General features: G+C 69.5%; 12 protein-coding genes, 4 tRNA genes and 4 pseudogenes. 11 read left to right on the top strand and 9 right to left on the bottom strand.

The window, feature by feature from the left end; all coding sequences use genetic code 11:
- The first annotated feature begins 79 nt into the window (after nucleotides 1-79).
- From OG892_RS21340 to OG892_RS21320, 5 genes are all read left to right on the top strand, one after another.
- Nucleotides 80-1,753 carry a DUF4331 domain-containing protein gene (locus tag OG892_RS21340; RefSeq protein ID WP_328866145.1) on the top strand — a complete coding sequence of 558 codons (1,674 nt, stop codon included), beginning with the start codon at nucleotides 80-82 and terminating at the stop codon, nucleotides 1,751-1,753.
- Entirely contained in the window at nucleotides 1,750-2,445 is a 696-nt protein-coding gene (locus OG892_RS21335) for a class F sortase (RefSeq protein ID WP_073736502.1), read from the top strand. Before OG892_RS21340 ends, OG892_RS21335 begins: the two co-directional genes overlap by 4 nt.
- Before the next feature lie 40 nt (nucleotides 2,446-2,485).
- Nucleotides 2,486-3,826 (top strand): tetratricopeptide repeat protein, encoded by a 1,341-nt coding sequence (locus tag OG892_RS21330; RefSeq protein WP_371629984.1) that lies wholly within the window; start codon nucleotides 2,486-2,488, stop codon nucleotides 3,824-3,826.
- 735 nt (nucleotides 3,827-4,561) lie between these two features.
- Nucleotides 4,562-5,305 carry a hypothetical protein gene (locus tag OG892_RS21325; protein ID WP_371629983.1) on the top strand — a complete coding sequence of 248 codons (744 nt, stop codon included), beginning with the start codon at nucleotides 4,562-4,564 and terminating at the stop codon, nucleotides 5,303-5,305.
- A 5-nt stretch (nucleotides 5,306-5,310) separates the two neighbouring features.
- Complete coding sequence (locus OG892_RS21320) at nucleotides 5,311-5,742, top strand: hypothetical protein (RefSeq protein WP_371629982.1); 432 nt, start codon at nucleotides 5,311-5,313, stop codon at nucleotides 5,740-5,742.
- Between the two features lie 136 nt (nucleotides 5,743-5,878).
- Here OG892_RS21320 and OG892_RS21315 read toward each other — a convergent pair.
- The 3 pseudogenes from OG892_RS21315 to OG892_RS21305 form a co-directional block, all read right to left on the bottom strand.
- Nucleotides 5,879-6,460: pseudogene (locus OG892_RS21315) on the bottom strand (serine hydrolase); the annotation flags it as partial.
- A pseudogene (locus OG892_RS21310) lies at nucleotides 6,412-7,080 on the bottom strand (UDP-N-acetylglucosamine 1-carboxyvinyltransferase); the annotation flags it as partial. The pseudogenes OG892_RS21315 and OG892_RS21310, both read right to left, overlap by 49 nt.
- 141 nt (nucleotides 7,081-7,221) lie before the next feature.
- Nucleotides 7,222-7,554, bottom strand: a pseudogene (locus OG892_RS21305) (ATP-binding protein); the annotation flags it as partial.
- Nucleotides 7,555-7,729: 175 nt separating this feature from the next.
- Here OG892_RS21305 and OG892_RS21300 point away from each other — a divergent pair.
- Together OG892_RS21300 and OG892_RS21295 are read left to right on the top strand one after the other, a co-directional pair.
- A pseudogene (locus tag OG892_RS21300) lies at nucleotides 7,730-8,469 on the top strand (helix-turn-helix domain-containing protein).
- Complete coding sequence (locus OG892_RS21295; RefSeq protein ID WP_371629981.1) at nucleotides 8,466-9,023, top strand: flavoprotein; 558 nt, start codon at nucleotides 8,466-8,468, stop codon at nucleotides 9,021-9,023. Before OG892_RS21300 ends, OG892_RS21295 begins: the two are co-directional and overlap by 4 nt.
- A gap of 146 nt (nucleotides 9,024-9,169) precedes the next feature.
- On the opposite strand, the gene OG892_RS21290 is transcribed toward OG892_RS21295, so the two are convergent.
- The 6 genes from OG892_RS21290 to OG892_RS21265 all read right to left on the bottom strand — a co-directional run bounded on the left by OG892_RS21290 (nucleotide 9,170) and on the right by OG892_RS21265 (nucleotide 17,107).
- Nucleotides 9,170-9,243, bottom strand: a tRNA-Lys gene (locus OG892_RS21290).
- Nucleotides 9,244-9,333: 90 nt separating this feature from the next.
- Nucleotides 9,334-10,899: an amino acid permease gene (locus OG892_RS21285; RefSeq protein ID WP_371629980.1), complete on the bottom strand. Its 1,566-nt coding sequence runs from the start codon at nucleotides 10,897-10,899 to the stop codon at nucleotides 9,334-9,336.
- A 76-nt stretch (nucleotides 10,900-10,975) separates the two neighbouring features.
- Nucleotides 10,976-13,072: an FG-GAP repeat domain-containing protein gene (locus OG892_RS21280; protein WP_371629979.1), complete on the bottom strand. Its 2,097-nt coding sequence runs from the start codon at nucleotides 13,070-13,072 to the stop codon at nucleotides 10,976-10,978.
- Nucleotides 13,073-13,338: 266 nt separating this feature from the next.
- A complete protein-coding gene (locus OG892_RS21275) occupies nucleotides 13,339-15,720 on the bottom strand; it encodes a DEAD/DEAH box helicase (protein WP_371629978.1) in 2,382 nt (793 codons plus the stop codon).
- Nucleotides 15,721-15,930: 210 nt separating this feature from the next.
- A complete protein-coding gene (locus OG892_RS21270) occupies nucleotides 15,931-16,491 on the bottom strand; it encodes a hypothetical protein (RefSeq protein WP_073736474.1) in 561 nt (186 codons plus the stop codon).
- 265 nt (nucleotides 16,492-16,756) lie between these two features.
- Complete coding sequence (locus OG892_RS21265; protein ID WP_199884439.1) at nucleotides 16,757-17,107, bottom strand: metallopeptidase family protein; 351 nt, start codon at nucleotides 17,105-17,107, stop codon at nucleotides 16,757-16,759.
- Between the two features lie 125 nt (nucleotides 17,108-17,232).
- Between OG892_RS21265 and OG892_RS21260 the strand changes: the two genes are divergently transcribed.
- The 4 genes from OG892_RS21260 to OG892_RS21245 all read left to right on the top strand — a co-directional run bounded on the left by OG892_RS21260 (nucleotide 17,233) and on the right by OG892_RS21245 (nucleotide 19,239).
- Nucleotides 17,233-18,780: a metallophosphoesterase gene (locus OG892_RS21260; protein WP_371629977.1), complete on the top strand. Its 1,548-nt coding sequence runs from the start codon at nucleotides 17,233-17,235 to the stop codon at nucleotides 18,778-18,780.
- Nucleotides 18,781-18,956: 176 nt separating this feature from the next.
- Nucleotides 18,957-19,029: transfer RNA gene (locus OG892_RS21255), tRNA-Glu, on the top strand.
- 36 nt (nucleotides 19,030-19,065) lie between these two features.
- Nucleotides 19,066-19,140 (top strand) — tRNA-Asp (locus OG892_RS21250).
- Between the two features lie 22 nt (nucleotides 19,141-19,162).
- Nucleotides 19,163-19,239 (top strand) — tRNA-Phe (locus OG892_RS21245).
- Nucleotides 19,240-19,263: the final 24 nt, after the last annotated feature.

The following is a 19,263-nucleotide window of genomic DNA, read 5'->3' as shown; positions in this document are numbered from 1 at the left end:
GCAGCTCCCAGCCGCCTCCCTTCACCTTCCGGAATTCACCTTCCGGAAGGCCGCGGCTCTCACCGGAAACGGATGGCCCATGCAGTCCTGCCGCTCCTCACGATCCAAACGCCCGGCTCGCAGCCTCGAACGGGCCCTCGCAGCCTCCGGCACCCTCGCCCTGGTGAGTGCCATGGCGCTCACCGGCCTGGCGCCCGGCACCAGCTCCGCCTCCAGCCACCGCGAGGCTCCGCTGACATCGGGGGACCCGAAGGCCGACAACACCGACGTCTACGCCTTCACGAGCCCCGACAAGCCGGACACGGTCACGCTGGTGGCCAACTGGATCCCCTTCCAGGAACCCAACGGCGGGCCGAACTTCTACCCGTTCGCCAACGACGCCCGTTACAACATCAAGATCGACGGGAACGGTGACGGCAAGCCCGACACCACGTACACCTGGGCGTTCACCGACCACATCCGGGACGACGCCAACCAGTTCCTCTACAACACCGGTGTCGTGAAGACCCTGGACGACCCGACGCTCAACTTCCGTCAGACGTACACGCTGACGGCGACCGACGCGCACGGGAACACCAAGACGCTGCTCAAGGACGCCCCGGCGGCGCCGTCGAACGTGGGTGTCGCGTCCATGCCCGACTACGCCTCGCTGCGCAAGCAGGCCGTCCTGGACCTGCCGAACGGCGGTCAGACGTTTGCCGGGCAGGCGTCCGATCCGTTCTTCCTGGACCTGCGGATCTTCGACCTCCTCTACGGAGGCAACCTCAAGGAGACCGGGCACAACACGCTCGCCGGTTACAACGTCAACACCATCGCCCTCCAGGTACCGAAGAAGGATCTGGCCCTCAACGGCGACGCCACGCGCAACCCGGTCGTCGGCATCTGGTCCACCACCGACCGCAAGGGCGCGGCCGTGGTAGGTGCCGGCGGCAAGGGCGGGGAGTCGTCCTCGGCCGGGGACGCCAAGGGACCGGACAAGGGCGGCGCGCCCGACAAGGGCGGCGAGTCCGACTGGCGTCAGGTCTCACGCCTCGGTAACCCGCTGGTCAACGAGGTGGTCGTCCCGCTGAAGTACAAGGACGCCTTCAACGCGCTGAGTCCGGACCTGGACCACACCGTCACGCCGGTCGTGGACAAGGTCAAGGACCCGATCGTGCCCAAGCTGATCCAGAGCATCTACGGGATTCCGGCCCCGGCGACGCCGCGCAACGACCTGGTCGAGATCTTCCTCACCGGCGTCTGCAAGGCGTGCGGACCGATCAAGGCGGACCTGAACTCCCAGCTGCTGAACGCGGACGTCGACAAGGCCGCGTTCGTCCCGGCCGAGGAACTGCGGCTGAACATGTCCGTGCCGGTCACGGCCAAGCCCAACCGCCTCGGCGTCCTCGCCCAGGACCTGGGCGGCTTCCCCAACGGCCGCCGGCTGAACGACGATGTCGTCGACATCGAACTGCAGGCCCTCGAAGGCGCCGCGCAGACCGGCAAGATCGTGACCGGCCTCGCAGCGGGCGACGCGGTCGACACCCCCTACCGCCAGCCGGGCGCCTCGTTCCCCTACGTCGCGCTGCCCAACACCGCGGCGGTCAACCAGGCCGACTCCCTGCACCCCGACGGCGGCGTCGGCGCGGGCCTCGGCGGCACCGCCTTCGGCGACGGATTCCCCGTCGTGGCCGTCACCGCGGTCGGCGGCGGAGCACTCCTCGCCTGTGCGGGAGCGCTGGCCCTGCGCCGGCGGCGCGCCAACCAGGTATGACCGGCCCCGCCACCACAGGTCGCCCGCCCTCGGCATCCGAGAGCGGGCGACCGCGGCGCGACCAGGGACACCAGCCGAAGCGTCGCCGCCGCATCATCGCGGCGGTCGCTGTCGCCACGGGGATCGGGCTCGGCGGAGCCGGCACCTGGGCTCTGCTCGCACCGACAACCCACGCTGTCAGGGACGTCGACATAGGAGAGGTCCCTGACCAGCCGGGGTCGGACGACACCACCACCGAAGCCACGCCCGCGGCACCGCCCCAGCGCATACGCATAGCCTCGATCGGCCTCGACAAGCCACTCACCGGCCTCCGCGTCCAGCAGGACGGCACGCTCGCGGCGCCCGGGGATCCCACGGACGTCGGGTGGTGGAGCGACGGCCCGCGGCCCGGCGACCCGGGTGCGGCGGTCTTCGTGGGACACGTCGATTCCGCCACCGGACCAGCGGCCTTCTACGGGCTGTCCTCACTGCGGCCGGGCGACCGGATAACCGTCCGTCGCGACGACCACACGGAACTCGCCTTCACGGTCCGGGCGCTGCGGAGTTACGAGAAGGACGCCTTCCCCGACAGCCAGGTCTACGCAACCACCGGACCACCGGCACTGAGGCTCATCACCTGCGGCGGAACCTACGACCGGACCCAGGGCGAGTACCTCGACAACCTCGTCGTCTACGCCACCCTTGCCGGCTAGCCATCGGGCTCGGCCACACTCTCCAGAGCGGGAACAGACCATGCGACTCCGCCGACTGCCCACGTACCGACGCATCCTGGTGTCCGCCGCCGTGGCCACCGTTCTCGCCGCGGCCCTCTTCCTCGCCGGCGGACTGGGGCTGGCCCCGTGGCCCGCGTCACAAAGCGCCCCGAGCACCCCCGACGCCGACGCGACCCGATCCCCCGCCGCCGGCGCCGACCCGCTGACCGCCGACATCACCACCCTCCAGGACCGCGCACGACGCAACCCGCGTGACCCGGTCGCACTCGGCACGCTCGGCCTGAACTACGTCCAGCAGGCGAAGATCACCGCCGACCCGACGTACTACCCCAAGGCCGAAGCAGTCCTCAAGCGCTCACTGGCTCTCGACAGCACGGACAACTTCGCCGCGATGGGCGGCATGGCCGCACTCGAAGCGGCCCGGCACAACTTCGCCCAAGGACTGGGCTGGGCCGAGCGCGCCATCGCCGTCAACCCGTACAACGCCACCCTCTACGGAACGCTCGCCGATGCCCACACACAGCTGGGCCGCTACTCCGAGGCCGCCGACGCCGTGCAGAAGATGGTGGACCTCAAGCCCGGTACACCCTCCCTGGCCCGCGCCTCCTACGCCGCAGAGCTGCGGGGCGACCTCACGACCGCGCGTACGGACATGCAACGAGCGCTGCAAAGCGCCGGCAGCCCTGCGGACCAGGCATTCGCCCGCTACTACCTCAGCGAAATGGCGTTCAACAACGGCGACGCGCACCAGGCACTCACCGACGCCGAGGAGGGCCTGCGCGCCGTCCCCGAAGACGCCCCCCTGCTCCAGATCAGAGCCAGGGCCGAGGCCGCCCTCGGAAAGAACACCGAAGCCGTCGCCGACCTCACCCGGGCCGGACAACGCCTGCCGCTTCCCGAATACGTGCTCCAACTCGGCGAACTCCACCAGTCCCTCGGCCGCACGAAGGAAGCGGATCAGCAGTACGGGATCTTCCGCGCCGAACAGAGACTCTTCGCGGCCAACGGCGTCACACTCGACTCCGACGCCGCCCTCTTCGAAGCCGACCACGGAGACCACGCACAAGCCCTCGCCCTCGCACGCAAGAGCCTGAAGAGCCGGCCCTTCCTCGACTCCCAGGACGCCCTCGCCTGGGCCCTCCACGTCAACGGCCAGGACGAAGAAGCCCTCACCGCCTCGGACAAGGCACTCGCACTGGGCACCCGCAACGCGCTCTTCCACTATCACCGCGGCATGATCCAGCAATCCCTCGGCAACACCGACGCCGCCCGCGACGACCTCACCAAGGCCCTGGCGATCAACCCGCACTTCAACCCGCTGCACGCTCCCCTGGCACGAGCCGCTCTGAAGTCCCTGTGAACCGCCGCCGCCCCCGTGCCCGTAAGGCTTCTCCGTAGCGCCGCTGTCGGACTGACCGCTCACGGATCACTCACGCAAGAGCCCCGGAAAGCCCGGCACGACGAAGCGCCTCGGCCGGATGAAGCCGGTCGAGGCGCTAAGCAGCAGTTCAGAGGGGGAAACCCCGCCCCGCCAGAGGTAGGCCGTGTGGGACTCGAACCCACAACCAACGGATTAAAAGTCCCGGCCAATTCCTGCCGGGGCTTCCGTTGGGCACTCCGGAGATCCAGAAATTCCTGGTCAGAGACCCGCCCTTGCCGTCCGGTCCAGATCTGAGCGCATCGTGCCAGCGCGTCCGCTCACGCATCGCTCACGCATCGGAGCTCAAGGACTGAGTGTCTGATCGTGCCTGCAGCACTGGCGTCCAGCCCCGGCCCCACTTCGTGAACCTACCCCGGGGGGCCTGCCATCCCGGACTCACTGCCTTGGTGGCAGAACAGCGAGCCCCACCGGCCGGGTGGATGAGCCTCTCCCGTTCCGCCCGGATCGGCCAGCAGGGCTCCTGATCAGGATCCGGAAGTCGTCGGCCTCAGTTTTGGGCCGCCTGCTGCGCGGGGGCAGCGGCGGTGGGCAACGCCCGATCGAGTGATCCTCATAGCGCGCCTCCCGAATCACCTGCCGACCAGGGTAAACATGATCCACGCTTCGCGGCTCACCTATCCCTGGAGGCTGACTTTGCCTACCAAGCGAGTAAACATGATTTTCGGCATTTCAAGTGTCCTGGCTGTCGCTTCGATGACACCGGCCTTGGCTGACGCCGATCGCGCACCGAGAGAGCACAAAGTCTCATATTTTTCCGATTTTCCGCTTCCCGTAGATAGGGAGGTACCCACATCGGAACTTCCGGCGCATGTACAAAAATGGCTCCGCTCCGCCTCTGCGAGCCCGTCGACGCAGTTGCGTACTTCTACACCGCTCGGCTACAAGCTACGCCGCGGAGGACTGCGGGGTGACGGCAAATACATCTACCAGTCAGCAGACATCTACGCGATCGATGCGAGCTGCGGCCAGGGTGGTTGCAAGCCAAAGCAGCAAGTGAAATTACGGTTCAGGGAAAATGTGCAGGGCCGCAATTCCAAGCGCTGGAAGTTGACGATGTACACCCAGCCCTATTCGGGCCCACGCACCTTCAAGACCAGCTACCACTACGAGTGCGGCGTGAACCTCTCAAAAGAGAGGGACCGCACTTGTTCAAGCTGGCGTGATGATGGTGCCGATCGATCCGCCGGCGGTGGCGGGAAAAACGGGCTGGTTGTCGATAAGAACTTCGGCAGAACCCCGAATGTCAAGAAGTTTCCGATGTTCATGATCGATGTCAAGTTCGCAGACGGCTCCCGCTCTCGCGGCGATGACGGTCAGCTCGGGCAGAAATTCCGTGGTTGGGATGTTTGTGTAAAAGCCAAGACCACGAGCCTCTGCAAGACCACCGCGAAGGGCTAGATGACGTGCCCGAATTCGACGCCGATGATCCCGATCGGTTGGCAGGCGAGAGGTTTCGGCGGTGGAATGAACGCTACGCCGAAGAAGAGCCCTTGCTGCCGACTCCAGGATGGTGGCCGTGGCCTCTCCAGGAGGTAAGTCACAGGGATGGTGACCCCGACACGGGCATGGTGGCTGTGGACTTGCTGCCAGAGCATGATCGCGTTGATCCGGAGGCGGTCCTTGTGCGGCAACCTCGTGAAGAGCCACCGTTCGACTACGGCTGGCCCGGCGCTGCTTGGCATCCAGAGGACGACCCGGAACTGATCGTGCACGCCCAGCAATGGGCCGATGGCCCTTGGCGCTGGATTCTCTTCGTGCGGGGAGAGCCTCTCCCGGCCGAGGCGCTGAGGCGTGTCCAAGACGCCATCGAGTGGCGACCTGCCTGGGTACTTTGACGGGCGGGGCCCGTCCGGTCGCAACCATGCAGGGCTGCCGATCTCGGCGGCTGTCCTACCTCCCACCCGGCGAAAGCCGCCGTCAAGGCGCGCCGCGCGGCATGAGCCCGCACAGTCTCGGTACGCAGCCGCCATCTCAGCCGAAGGCAAGCCCACGGAAGGCGTTGCGGACGTCCGCCAAGGGCTGACGGTCGCGGGTGTAGTAGAGCTTGTTGGTCAGGAGCAACGCCCACCGGCGCTGGCCTGGCGAGATCCACATGCCCGTGCCGGTGAAGCCGTAGTGGACCCAGACATCATCGGTGGGCGTAGTTCCGGGCACGGTGTGCCAGAACAAGCCGCGCACCGGCTGCAGCTCGCCGGTCTGGATGGTCAGCGATTCCGCGGTCCAGGCGGGACCGAACCCCGCCCGGCTGGGCGTGGTGGTGGTGTCGAGCATGTAGCGCAGGAAGGCGCAGAGGTCGTCCATGACGGTGAATGCGCCGGCGATCCCGCACACTCCGCCCAGGAGTCGTGCGGAGAAGTCGTGGGCGGTGCCCTTGAGGTGGGCGTCGGTCTCCGGGGCGAGTTCGGTCGGGGCGCATCGTGAGGCGGTCTCGGCGGGCAGCGGCCCGAAGCGGGTCGTATTCATGCCCAGCGGCTGCCACGTCCGCTGAGTCGCGAGCTCGTCAAGGCGCTGGCCGGCGAGATGCTCGGCAAGGTATCCGAGGATGAGGGCGGCTCCCACCCGGAAATCCTCAACGCCTCTACGACACTGAGCACTTCGGGTGACAGGTTCGGTTGGCCCAGTCGCAGCGGCCGTCCGGCGACGACCGCACGCAGGACAGCGGCGATGCTCGCTCCGCGGGACCGGAAGGGGAGCATGATCGATACCGTCCCGCGTCCGCCAGTGGCTGCTTCCACGAGGTAGCCGCGATCATCGACGGTCGAGCGGTCACCGAACCGCTCGTACACCTTGAAGTGCTGCTCCATCCCGCGTTCCCCGATGGCGCAGCCGCCCGGCCACGGCAACCGGGCCCGCCCATAGGCGCCGAGAAGTGCCGGGACCAGGTAGTACGAGGCCCGGATACGCGCAGCGATGTCGGGATCGGGATCCGGCCGCCGCTTGTCGCTCGGCAGGATCACCGTGGTGTGCGGATCGTTGACCGGGCGGGCCGCGTGCCAGCCGGTCTGCTGGAGGAGGGTGAGCATCGTTCCGACATCCGTGTTGGCCGGGACGTTGCTCAGATGCACCGGGCGGTGCATGGCTGCGGCGGCGGCCAACAGGGGCAGGGCCGCGTTCTTCGACCCGTCTACGGTCACGGCCCCGGCGAGTGGAACGCTCGGGCGCACGGCGACCACTTCTGCGGCAACTGGGGGAATGCGTACGGCTTGCAACAGCCAGCTCCTCATCTGAGGCACGTGTGTGGCGACGGTGGGAAGCGGAGCGCTGAGATCGAGCTCGGCCCAGCAGCGCTTACCGGAAGGCAGCGGGTCGAATCCGTGGCGGTCGGCGAGTGCGGCGACGAGGAACAGGCCGCGTCCGTCCTCCGCTTCCGCATCCGGCAGGCCGATCTCTGGGATGTCGAAACTGGTGTCGATCACGGCGATCCGTAGCGCCTCGTCGCTGAGGTGGGCGCCGGCTGTGATCGGTCCTTTGTGTGCGTGCCGTACCGCGTTGGTGATCAGCTCCGAGGCCACCAACACAGCCGCATCCAGGAGTGCAGGTCCGAGAGCGGCACCCCAATCCCGTATCTCCTCGGCGATCCGCCGGCGCGCCGACGCGGCGCCGGCAGGCGTGCCAGGGACGGGAATCCGGATGTGGTGCGCTTCCATGAGCGGCCTCCTGATCGGTTCGGCCACTCCACGTAACCGCCGGACGGGCCTCTCGGACCAGGGCGTGTGCGGGTGCTGCATCGTCTATGCAGGAGCTGCATCACGGTGCACTGCCGGTCCCTTACGCTCGGTTGGGAAGGCAGGATCGGCGACGGCAGGAGGAGCCGTGGCACAGATGGCCGAAGAGCACAGCGAAGCGAGACGGATCGGTGAAGTGATCCGTCAGGCCCGCGTATTGCAGCGGCGTTCGCAGAAGGACGTCGCCTCCGCCCTGGGCTATCACCAGTCCAAGGTGAGCCGCCTGGAAGGCGGCAGGGGCACGGACGACATCCGCATGCTGCGCGAGGTCTCGCGCGTGCTGGCGATTCCGTCACACCGCCTCGGCACACCGCCGACCAGCTCACGGGCTCGTACGACCAGCGCTCCCCGAAGTACCTCGCAGCACTCGGACTGCTGCTTCTGCGCGGGGTCACCGCCGCCAGCAGCGGCGGCGACCGCTCCGCCACCCGGGACTTCCTCACCGAGGCGAAGGAAGTCGCCCGCTACGTGGCACTCGACAGCCCCGACGCCTGGTCCAACTTCAGCCCGACCAACGTCGCCCTGCACGGACTCAGCGCGGCGGTGGCCTTCGGCGACGCGGGCGTTGCCCTGGACACCGCCCGGCCTCTCATGCGCCGCCACATCCCCGTACCCGAGCGTCGGGCCGCCCTGTGGATCGAGGCCGGCCGCGCCTACAGCCAGCAGGGCCGCCTCGCGGACGGGTACCAGGCCCTTCGCATCGCAGAGAGCTGCGCGGCCCAGGACATCCGTCGCCCGGCCGTCCGTGAACTGGTGGCCGACATGGCCGCCCGCGACCGCCGTCGTACGCTGCCGGAACTGCACCGTTTCAGCCGTCAACTGGGAGTCCCCGCGTGAGTGATCAGCCGGACCGGCAGGCCAAGAAGCCCTTCCTGTACGTCGTCGTGTGCGCCTCCGGCATCGCCGGCGACGTCGGCATCCTGATCACCGCGGCCCAGGAGGCGAACTGGGATGTGGGTGTCGTCGCCACCCCGCAGGGCCTCGGTTTCATAGACGCCGAGGCGGTCGAGGCACAGACCGGCTACCCGATCCGCTCGGCCTGGCGCTCGCCCGGCGACCCACGGCCGCTGCCGCCCGCCGACGCCATCGCGGTGGCCCCGGCCACCTTCAACACGATCAACAAATGGGCTGCCGGGATCTCGGACACCCTGGCGCTGGGCATCCTGTGCGAGGCGTACGGCTTCGGCATCCCCACTGCCGTCATGCCCTACCTGAACTCGGCGCAGGCCGCACATCCCGCATACAGCCGGAGCCTGGCGCGACTGCGCGAGATGGGCGTCCTGATCGGTTCGTACGAGCCCCACAGGCCGAAGGCCGGCGGTGGCGCGGACCAGTACCGCTGGGAAGAGGCGCTGGAACTGCTTACTCCCAAGCTGTCCGCACCGGCCTGATCACCACCGCCGTGCCCGCGGCGCCTGCCGCACCGGATGAAGGCTGCCCCCTGAAGAGGCCGGGAAAGCCGAAGTGCCTCGACCGGCCGAAGCCGATCGAGGCACTCAAGGGCAGGTCACAGGGGAAAACCCCGCCCCGCCAGAGGTAGGCCGTGTGGGACTCGAACCCACAACCAACGGATTAAAAGTCCGCTGCTCTGACCAATTGAGCTAACGGCCCCCGGCAATCACCCCACGAGCATAGCCCGCCGCGACCCGGCCGCCGATCGGGTATCGGTTGCCGGGCCCCGTCATCGTGGAGGCGTTTCGGTCAGCGGGGCGTATTGCGGGCGATCGTGCGCTTGTGATCCGGATTCAGGAACCAGTGGCGGGCCGAGGCCAGCCACCAGGTGGCGGCGAAGCCGAGGACCACCAGGACGGCGATCGGGGCGTAGTTGAAGGTCTCCCAGGTGACGGGTGAGACCTGGGGCAGCATGAAGAGCACCGTGATGACGGCCACCCACACCACCGCGACGATGCCGATGGGCCGGGACCAGCGGCCCAGGTGCCAGGGGCCGCGCCGGAAGTCGTCGCCGCGCAGGAGGCGGAGCAGGGTGGGGATGACGTACGCGATGTAGAGGCCGATCACCGCGATGGAGGTGACGGCCGCGTACGCGGTGTCGTTGATCAGGTACGGCAGGCCGAGGACCAGCGCGCCCGCGGCGGCCAGCCAGACCGCCGCCACGGGGGTGCGGGTGCGGGGGCTGACCGTGTGCCAGACGCGGGAGAACGGGAGGGCGCCGTCCCGGGAGAACGCGTAGATCATCCGGCTGTTGGCGGTCACGGACGCCATTCCGCAGAAGAGTTGCGCGCCGATCACCACCAGGAGGAGCAGCTTGCCGGTGGTGGCGCCCAAGGCGTCCAGGAGGATCTGTGCGGGCGGGGCGCCGGTCGGGGAGGCCAGGGCACCGTCGTAGGACTGGATGGCGAAGGTGAAGCCGAGGAGGAGGACGAACCCGGCGATCCAGGAGGTCCAGATGGACTGGACGATGCCGCGCGGCCCGGCGGTCGCCGCGTCGTGGGTCTCCTCCGTCATATGGGCGGAGGCGTCGTATCCGGTGAAGGTGTACTGGGCCATCAGCAGCCCGATCATCACCACGTAGAACCCGCTGCCCCAGCCGGTGTTGTTCACGAACTCCGTGAAGACGAACGACGCCGACTGATGGTGGTCCGGTACGAAGGTGAGCGCGCCGACGATGACCGCCACGCCGAGCACGTGCCACCACACGCTGACGCTGTTGAGAATCGCGACGATCCGCACCCCGAAGGTGTTCAGCAGACCGTGCAGGAACAGGATCGCGGCGAAGAGGAGGATCGTGCGGCCGGGCGTGATGCCGAAATCGAACTGGAGGTTGAGGTAAGCGCCCAGGAACGACGCCGCCCCGAAGTCGATCCCGGCGGTCACCGCGACCTGGCCGAGCACGTTGAACCAGCCCGTGAACCACGCCCACGCCGCAGCCGAGCGCGGCGGGGCCAGCCGGTGGGCCCAGAAGTAGAGGCCTGCGGAGGTCGGGTAGGCCGAACAGATCTCGGCCATCGCGAGCCCGACGAACAACGTCATCAGCCCGACACCGACCCAGCCCCAGGTGATCAGGACCGGGCCGCCGGTGTTCATGCCGAACAGGTAGAGCGTCAGGCAGCCGGAGAGCACCGAGATGATCGTGAACGAGACCGCGTAGTTGGAGAACGCCGACATCCGGCGGGCCAGCACCTGCGTGTAGCCGAGCTCGGCCAGCCGCTCCTCGTCCGAGCCGGATGGACCGGATGGACCGGATGGACTAGACGTACCCGACGGAACGGGACTTTCGGACGGGGCGCCACGTGGATTGTTTGTCATGCCCCCAGCGATTCCCTCGCCGGGGGCACGACATGCACCGGTCGCCGCCCCCTCGGGGCCGGAGCCCGTCAGCCCCTCAGAAGATCCCCTTGTACGTCCACCCCGTGGCGATCTGCGTACGGGAGCCGAACGAGCCCTTGCCGTTGCCGTTGTTGCGGTACAGCTTCCCGGCCTTGTCGCGTACGACGATGTCGTTCCTGCCGTCGCCGCTCAGGTCGCCGACGCCCACCATCAGGTTGTACGAGCTCCCCCAGTCAGAGAACACCTTCACCCTCGGCGCGAAGCTGCCGTTGCCCAGGCCGTTGTAACGCCACAGGCCGCCCTTGCGGTCATGGCCGAGCAGGTCGGGACGGCCGTCACCCGTGATGTCGCCGACACCCGTGATCTGGGCGTACGTCTTCCAGTTGGTGAAGATCCTGGCCTTCGGCGCGAACTTCCCGCCGGCCGCTCCCGCGTAGAAGTACATGTCGCCGGTGGACGTCTGCCGGGCCACGAGGTCGGCCCGGCCGTCCCCGTTCAGATCGCCGGGCGAGGTCAGCACGTCGTACTGCTGCCAGCCCCCGCCGATCACGGTGTGGCTGCCGCCCGGCGTGTACCCCGAGTTGCCGCAGCGGCCGGCGTACTGGCGCAGTTCGCCGCCCGGCATCCGCACGATCAGTTCGGAGCAGCGGTCGCTGCCGGTGTCCGCGAGCGGCACGGCGAGCGTGCCGGCGGGCCAGCCGGTCCCGGTGGTCTTCCCGTCGAACGTGCCCGGGGCCCCCTTCCCGAACTGGACGGTCAGCCCACCGGAGGAGTTGAGGGTGACCAGGTCTCCGATGCTGTACCGGCCCTGGTCGTGGAAGCCCGCCTTGCCGCCGCCCACCCCGATGGAGCCGCTGGTGGTGTACGTCCCCGACCCGTCCTCGGCCCTCGCGTTCAGGGTCCAGGTGTGCCGGCCGTTGCCTGTGTATCCGCCCGCGTCCGTCCGGCCGTTCCAGGCGACGTCCGCCTCGGTGCCGGATCCGGTGCTCTTGAGGGTACGTACCGTGCGACCGGTCCAGTCCTTGACGGTGTACGTCCAGGTGACGGGCTTGTTGAACTGCCAGGTGCTGAGCCACGCCTCCAGGCCGTCCACGCCCCTGAGGTCGATAGAGGTGCCGCCGAGGTCGGAGGCGATCTTCGCGAGGGGCTGCGCGGGCACGCCGCTGGGCACGATGTGGACGGAGTTCGCTGCATCGACGTACGCGATGTCCCCGCCGAACCTGTCCACCGCCCAGGTCAGCCGGCGCTGGTCGGCCGTCTTCCCCGCCGCCAGGTCGGCCACCGCACGGGGAGCCGCGGCCTTGCCCGTGTGGAAGTCGGTCAGCAGCAGCTTCCCGGCGGTCCTGTCGTGCCGGACGAGGTATCCGTCACCGACGAGGGCGGGCCCCGACGGCACGGTGAACGACTTCTTCGCCGTCCGGTCGTACACCCCGGCCGCACCGGTCGTCCCGCAGTTCCAGTAGACCCAGCGCCCGACCGCGCGCACTTCCTTGATCACACAGGCGGCGCCGGTGGCGGCCGTCTCCACGACCTTGTTCTTCGCGATGTCGGTCGCGGTGAGCGCGCCCTTGGCGGACGTCGCCGCCCACAGCGAGGTGCCCCAGACGGAGGCGGCGGTGGCGTTGCGGACGAGGGGGGCGGGGGTCGCGTAGTAGCTCGGGTACATGCCGGCCCGCTGCTTGACGGGCGAGCCGCCGTTGACGACCCAGGCGCGGGCTGTCAGGTCCACGATCTTCGCGGTGCCCTCGGGGTAGCGGACATCGCCCCCGTTGTACGAGTCCCCCGGCCCCCAGAACTGGACGCTCTCGGTGCCGGCGTTGTCGCCGTTGACGAACACGACACCGAAGTGCCCGTGCCCCGAGGCCACCAGCTCCACGCAGGAGCCCATGTCGCAGGGCACCGTCCTGAAGTGCGCGCCGTTGGCCAGGGCCCCGGCGTACGCCCGGCTCTCCCGCGCCCCCACGGTCGTGCCGTCGGCGGACACCTGGCGCTCGTAGATCCAGGCGTCACCACTGGGGCTCCGCTCGGCCGTGACCAGCCGCCCACCGGCGAAGTCGAGACCGCGGACCCCGGTGGTCGCCACGGTGGCCGGAGCCCCGGCGCCGGCCGCCAGGGGCACGAATCCCGCCCCGATTCCAAGTGCCGCCGTCATCGCGACAGCACCGCGTACAACAGTGTGGCGTCTCACGCCCAGCCCCTCCCGGGAACTACCGAAGAGCATGAGGAGGACGCGGCAGAGTGCCGCGGTCTGTGCGAAGTGTGAAAGCCCCCCGGCCCTGACCCCTCATGCGAGTGGGCCGACTTTAACAGCATTCGCACAGGTGGTGACCGGGAGATTCGAACCCGTTCAAAGAAACAGGGCCCGCACAACACCGAAGTGATGTGCGGGCCCTGCTCAGCAGTCAGGCGATCGGACGATCAGCCGTTGCGCTTCCAGCGCGGCTTGTCGTCACGGCGGCCGAAGGAGCCGGTGCTCGTGCCGGTTCCCGTGGAGCGGTGGTCGTCACGACGGCCGGTCGGACGGTCGTTGCCGCCCGAGCGGAAGCCGCCCGAGGGACGGTCGTCACGACGGTCACGGTTGAACGGGCGGTCGCCGCCACCGGAGCGGAAGCCACCGGACGGGCGCTCGTCACGACGGTCGCGGTTGAACGCCGGACGGTCGTTGTCACGGCTGAAGCCGCCGCCGGCCGGGCGGTCGTTGTCACGACGCTCGAAGGGACGGCCGCCACGGTCGTCACGACGGTCGCCGCCACCGGAGCGGAAACCGCCCGAGGGACGCTCGTCACGACGGTCACGGTTGAAGCCGCCGGTCGGGCGGTCGTTGTCACGACGTTCGAAAGAACGGCCGCCACGGTCGTCACGACGGTCGCCGCCACCGGAGCGGAAACCGCCACCGACGGGACGGTCCTCGCGACGGTCGTTGCTGCCGCGGAAGGACGGACGGTCGCTGCTGCCGCGGTAGCCGTTGCTGCCGGCGGGACGGCCACTGCGCTCGCCGGTGCGGTCGTTGCCACCGCGGTAGCCACCACGGTCGCCGCCGCGGTTGTCCCGGCGCTCGAAGTTGCCGCGGTCGTCGCGACGCTCCTCGCGCGCGGCCTGCTGCTCCGGCACGGAAGCGGCGGCCAGCAGTGCGGCCTCCGCCTCCGCGGCGACCTCGGCCACCGCTGCCTCGGGGTCGTCGCCCCGCTCGCGGGCGGCACGGGCGACCAGGCGGTCGGCCTCCTCGCGCAGCTCGACGGCGCGGCGCTGGATGCGCTCCAGCTGCTTCGTCAGGTCGGCGGCCTCGCGCTCGGCCTGCTTGGCGGCGTTGTTCGCGGAGTCGGCCTGGACCTCGGTGAGCGAACGGGCACCGGTGATCTCGGCGACCTCCGGCTCGAAGACGCCCGCGCCCTGCACGATGTGGCGCGAGGCGTCGACGCCCGCGTCCTCCATCAGGCGGAAGATCTGACGGCGCTGGTGCGGCAGCGCCAGCGAGACGACGACACCGGACTTGCCGGCACGGGCGGTACGGCCCGAGCGGTGCAGGTAGTCCTTGTGGTCACCGGCCGGGTCCACGTTCAGGACCAGGTCGATGCCGTCGACGTGGATACCGCGGGCGGCGACGTCGGTCGCGACCAGCGCGTTGACGTAGCCCTTCTTGAAGTCCTCAAGAACGCGGGTACGGGCACCCTGGGTCATGCCGCCGTGCAGCGCGTCCGCCTTGACGCCCGCCTCGACGAGCTGCTCCGCGATGCGGTCGGCGCCCAGCTGGGTGCGGACGAAGATGATGGTGCGGCCCTTGCGGGCGGCGATGGCGGAGGTGACCGGCGCCTTGTCCTTCGGCTTCACGACGAGGACGTGGTGCGACATGGTCGAGACGTTGCCCTGGGCGGAGTCGACCTCGTGGGTGACCGGGTTGCTCAGGTAGCGCTTGACCAGGGTGCCGATCTCGTTCTCCATGGTGGCGGAGAAGAGCATCCGCTGGCCGCCACCGGGGATCTGGTCGAGCAGCTCGGTGACCTCGGGCAGGAAGCCCAGGTCGGACATCTGGTCGGCCTCGTCGAGGACGGCGACCTGGACGTTCTCCAGGGAGCAGGCACCCCGGTTGATGATGTCGCGCAGCCGGCCCGGGGTGGCGACGAGGACGTCGACACCGCGCTCCAGCGCGTAGATCTGGTTGCCCATCGACGTACCGCCGCAGACGACCTTCATCTTCAGGCCGAGGACGTCGCCGTACGGCTGAAGCGCGTCCGCGACCTGCATCGCGAGCTCACGCGTCGGGGTGAGGATGATCGCGCGGGGCTTCTTCTTCTCGGTGTGCCCACCGGCCAGCGAGGCCAGCGTCGGCAGACCGAAGGAGAGGGTCTTGCCGGAGCCGGTACGGCCTCGGCCGAGGATGTCCTTTCCGGCCAGGGCGTCCGGGATGGTCGCTGCCTGGATCGGGAAGGGCGCGGTCACACCGTTCTGCGCGAGCTTGCGGACGATTCCGTCCGGCAGGCCCAGCTCCGCGAAAGTGATGGTCGGCTCGGCGTCCGCCTCGTCGGCGGCGGAGTCGGCGTCCGCCTGCTCGGCCAGGGGGGCCTCGGTGCCGGTCTGCTCGGCCTCGGGAGCCTTCGTCTCGGCCTCGGCAGCCTTGGTCTCGGCCTGCGGAGCCTTGACCTCGGCCTGCTCGGCGACCTCGGCCTGCTCGGTCTGAGGGGCCTTGAGGTAGTCCTCGATGGAGACGGCGGACTCTGCGACTACGGCCTCAGCCGCCTCGACGAGCTCGTCGTTCTCGATGTTCTCGGGCAGCACGGTGTGGTCAGAACTGGAAATTGACATGCGAAATGCGAAACCTTCCGGAGTCTCGGCACGCGCCCGTAACTCCGTGTTTTCGCAATTTCGACCGCCTCAATGCGGTCCAGCCACGGCAAGGGAGAGTACGCGCCACACGGCGCTCTTCTGTGTCGGCGCCGGGCAATGGATCAAACGATCTACTACCATACGCACTCACCCCGCCATCGTGCAAACCGGCCCCCGGCGACCGCCCCGTCAAGCCGGTCCCACCTGCGGCGATGCCTTCGGGGTCGGCAACTCCTCCACCTGGCCCGGCGCCCCCATCGCCTCATTGCGGAGCTGAGCCGCGGGCGACGCCGAAGGCACCTCGGGCGGCTCCGAGGGCTCCGGCTCCTCCGGCGGGTGCGGCGGCTCGGGGGTCTGCGCCTCGGAGGGCGCCGGGGGCTCCGGCTGCTCCGGAACCCCGGGCTCCGCCTGCGGGAGCGGCGGAGCCGACAGCCGGCCGCCCCGGACCAGGCCGGGCGCGGCGGACTTCGCGCCGGGACTGCGCGAGGGGTCTGCGGAGGCGCTCGGGGCGCCGGACTCGGCGGCCTCCCGGTCCGAGTGCGCCTCGGCGCCGCCGGTACGGGCCGACCTGCCGGTGCCGGTCGCCGTGGAGCCGTCGGGGCCGGTCACCGCCCCCTTCGACGCGGCCGGCCGCGAGGGCGCCGGCTTTCCGCCGTCGTCACCGACGCTCATACAGCCTGTGGACGCGGCGATCGCCGCGACGGTGACGGCCGCCCAACGGACGGGGGCGGGTACGGACAACTGGCGCACGGGGGTACCTCCGGGGGCGCGAGGAAGGACGTGGCGGTACGGAAACGAGCCGGGGAGCGCTGTGCCCAACTCCCGCCGCCCCGCCGGGGACACGCCCCGGACCCGGCCCGCACACCTCATTCACACCTCGCGACCCCCGCGCGCGTCCCACGACCCGGCACCCGAAGCCCGCGACACTGCGCCCGGAGAACCGCCCCGCAGCCCGCCCCACGCCACGCGCCCCGGCACCGGGGAGCCCCGGTCCCGCAGCCCACAGCCCGGCGCCTCAGCCGTAACCGAGCGCGTGCAGCCTCTCGTCGTCGATGCCGAAGTGGTGGGCGATCTCGTGCACGACGGTGATCTCCGTCTCCGCCACCACGCGCTCGCGGGACTCGCACATCCGCAGCGTCGGCCCCCGGTAGATGGTGATCCGGTCCGGCAGCACGCCCGCGTACCACTCACCGCGCTCGGTCAGCGGCGTGCCCTCGTAGAGTCCGAGCAGATCCGGATCATCGCCCTCCGGTTCGTCCTCGACGAATACCGCGACGTTGTCCATCAGCCGGGTCAGCTCCGGCGGGATCCGGTCCAGGGCCTCGCCCACCAGTTCCTCGAACTCTTCCCGCGTCATCTCCAGCACCCCGTCATTGTCACGTACCGCCGCCACAAACGCGCCGAAGAGACCGGGAACGTCCGCACGTACCCGGAAGCGCCCAGGCGCACCCGGAGCGCATACCTGCCCGCGGACCGGGGCACAGTCGCCCAATGGCCCGCGACCCGTTCCGTGCCGCAGCAGCCCGTGTCCGGCACCGCCTACGCCCCCGGCCGCGCACCGGCCGCCGCGTCCGTGGCTCCGGTGCGCTCGCCGTCCCGTCGCGCCCGCTCGGCCGCGCGCTGGGCCTGGTCACCGTCGTGCTCTTCGGCGCCTGGCTCGGGCTGCTGGCCGTCGGCAGTGTCCGTACGACCGTCGGCCCGATGGACACGACGATGACCCTGCGCCCCTCGCTCACCGGCGGCACCAAGATCAACGTGTCACCGCTCGGCGCCCTGGAACTGGATTCGCACCACGCCCCGGTCCGGCTCGACGTCGATGTCGACCGCCTCGACCCGGTCCGCTCCGAGGCCCTCGTCCAGCACCCCGAACGGCTGTCCGGGCTGGAGGAGGAGGTCACCGGCGACGTCGGCGCCGGCACCCGCGAGCTCGCCCTGCGCTCCTGCGTCGCGGTCGTCTCCGGGGCCACCGCGCTGGGCCTCGCCGTCTACCGCAGGCCCCGCCGCGCCCTCGCGGCCGGCGGGCTCGCCCTCGCGCTGCTGGCCGCCTCGGGCGTCAGCGCGTACGCCACCTGGAACCCGAAGTCGGTCCTGGAGCCCAAATTCTCCGGACTGCTCTCCAGCGCCCCCTCCGTGGTGGGGGACGCCCGCTCGATCGTCACCGACTTCGACGTCTACCAGCAGGAGCTGGCCCGGCTGGTCACCAACGTCACCAAGCTGTACGACGCCACCTCGACGCTCCCCGTCTACAGCCCGGACCCCGCCACGCTGCGCGTCCTGCACGTCTCCGACATCCATCTGAACCCGGCGGCCTGGCACATCATCGGCTCGCTCGTCGAGCAGTACGACATCGACCTGATCATCGATTCGGGCGACACGATGGACCACGGCGCCGCCGTCGAGAACAACTTCCTGGACCCGATCAGCGATCTGGGCGCCCCCTACGTCTGGGTCCGGGGGAACCACGACTCCGCGACCACGCAGAAGTACCTGCGCGACGCCAAGCGGTTCAAGAACGTGCACGTGCTGGACGACGGCCGGGCGGTGAACGTCGGCGGGCTGCGGGTGGCCGGCATCGGGGACCCGGAGTTCACCCCGGACCGCACCGGGCCGGAACAGGCCGAGGACGTCGAGCGGACGGCGGGCCTGCGGCTGGCGGCCGCCCTGCGCGAGCAGCAGCGGGCCGGCACCCCGGTCGACATCGCCGTCACCCATGAGCCGGCGGCGGCCCGGGAGACGGACGGCACGGTCCCGCTCGTGCTGGCCGGTCATGTGCACCACCGGCAGAACGAGGTGATGGAGCTCGGCACCCGGCTGAAGGTGGAGGGCTCCACGGGCGGCGGCGGGCTGCGCGCCGTACAGAACAAGAAGCCGGAGCAGGTGCTCGCGTCGGTGCTCTATCTGGACCGCTCCACCCGGCGCCTGCAGGCCTGGGACGAGATCACCCTGGGCGGTCTCGGCCTGACGACGGCCGAGGTCAGCCGCCATCTGCCGGAGGACAACCGGCCCGGCGCGACGCCCTCCCCTATTCGGTTTGGCTGACACCGAAACCCACGTGTACAGTCTCCGACGTGCCCAAGGGCGCCGGTCAGGGCTTGACCGTTCCGAAACCTCAAAGGTTGAAGAAGAAGCGGAACCTTTCGAGGGGAAGCGGAGTCACATGCTTCTGACGTTCCCGTTTGGGCTACAGATGAAGAAGCGGCTGTACCAGCAGTTATGCCCTCATCGTCTAGTGGCCCAGGACGCCGCCCTTTCAAGGCGGTAGCACGGGTTCGAATCCCGTTGGGGGCACGCACAACCTGTGCGACACTTAGTCGCACAAAGCTTGGTCCTGTGGAGCAGTTTGGAGTGCTCGCCACCCTGTCAAGGTGGAGGCCGCGGGTTCAAATCCCGTCAGGACCGCTGCAGCCCGTATGAGCTGCGTGGCTGGGTAGCTCAGTTGGTACGAGCGATCGCCTGAAAAGCGATAGGTCGCCGGTTCGATCCCGGCCCCAGCCACCACCCGAAGGCCCCGTCCGATGGACG

The sequence above is a fragment of the Streptomyces sp. NBC_00341 genome (assembly GCF_041435055.1).
Lineage (GTDB): Bacteria > Actinomycetota > Actinomycetes > Streptomycetales > Streptomycetaceae > Streptomyces.
This window is presented reverse-complemented; position numbering and strand designations above follow the sequence as displayed.

Excerpts from the sequence above, each read along its gene's own strand:
- OG892_RS21285 (WP_371629980.1), bottom strand. The coding sequence starts at position 10,899 with ATGACAAACAATCCACGTGGCGCCCCGTCCGAAAGTCCCGTTCCGTCG.
- OG892_RS21260 (WP_371629977.1), top strand. The coding sequence starts at position 17,233 with ATGGCCCGCGACCCGTTCCGTGCCGCAGCAGCCCGTGTCCGGCACCGC.
- OG892_RS21325 (WP_371629983.1), top strand. The coding sequence starts at position 4,562 with ATGATTTTCGGCATTTCAAGTGTCCTGGCTGTCGCTTCGATGACACCG.
- OG892_RS21275 (WP_371629978.1), bottom strand. The coding sequence starts at position 15,720 with ATGTCAATTTCCAGTTCTGACCACACCGTGCTGCCCGAGAACATCGAG.
- OG892_RS21340 (WP_328866145.1), top strand. The coding sequence starts at position 80 with ATGCAGTCCTGCCGCTCCTCACGATCCAAACGCCCGGCTCGCAGCCTC.
- OG892_RS21335 (WP_073736502.1), top strand. The coding sequence starts at position 1,750 with ATGACCGGCCCCGCCACCACAGGTCGCCCGCCCTCGGCATCCGAGAGC.
- OG892_RS21280 (WP_371629979.1), bottom strand. The coding sequence starts at position 13,072 with ATGACGGCGGCACTTGGAATCGGGGCGGGATTCGTGCCCCTGGCGGCC.
- OG892_RS21330 (WP_371629984.1), top strand. The coding sequence starts at position 2,486 with ATGCGACTCCGCCGACTGCCCACGTACCGACGCATCCTGGTGTCCGCC.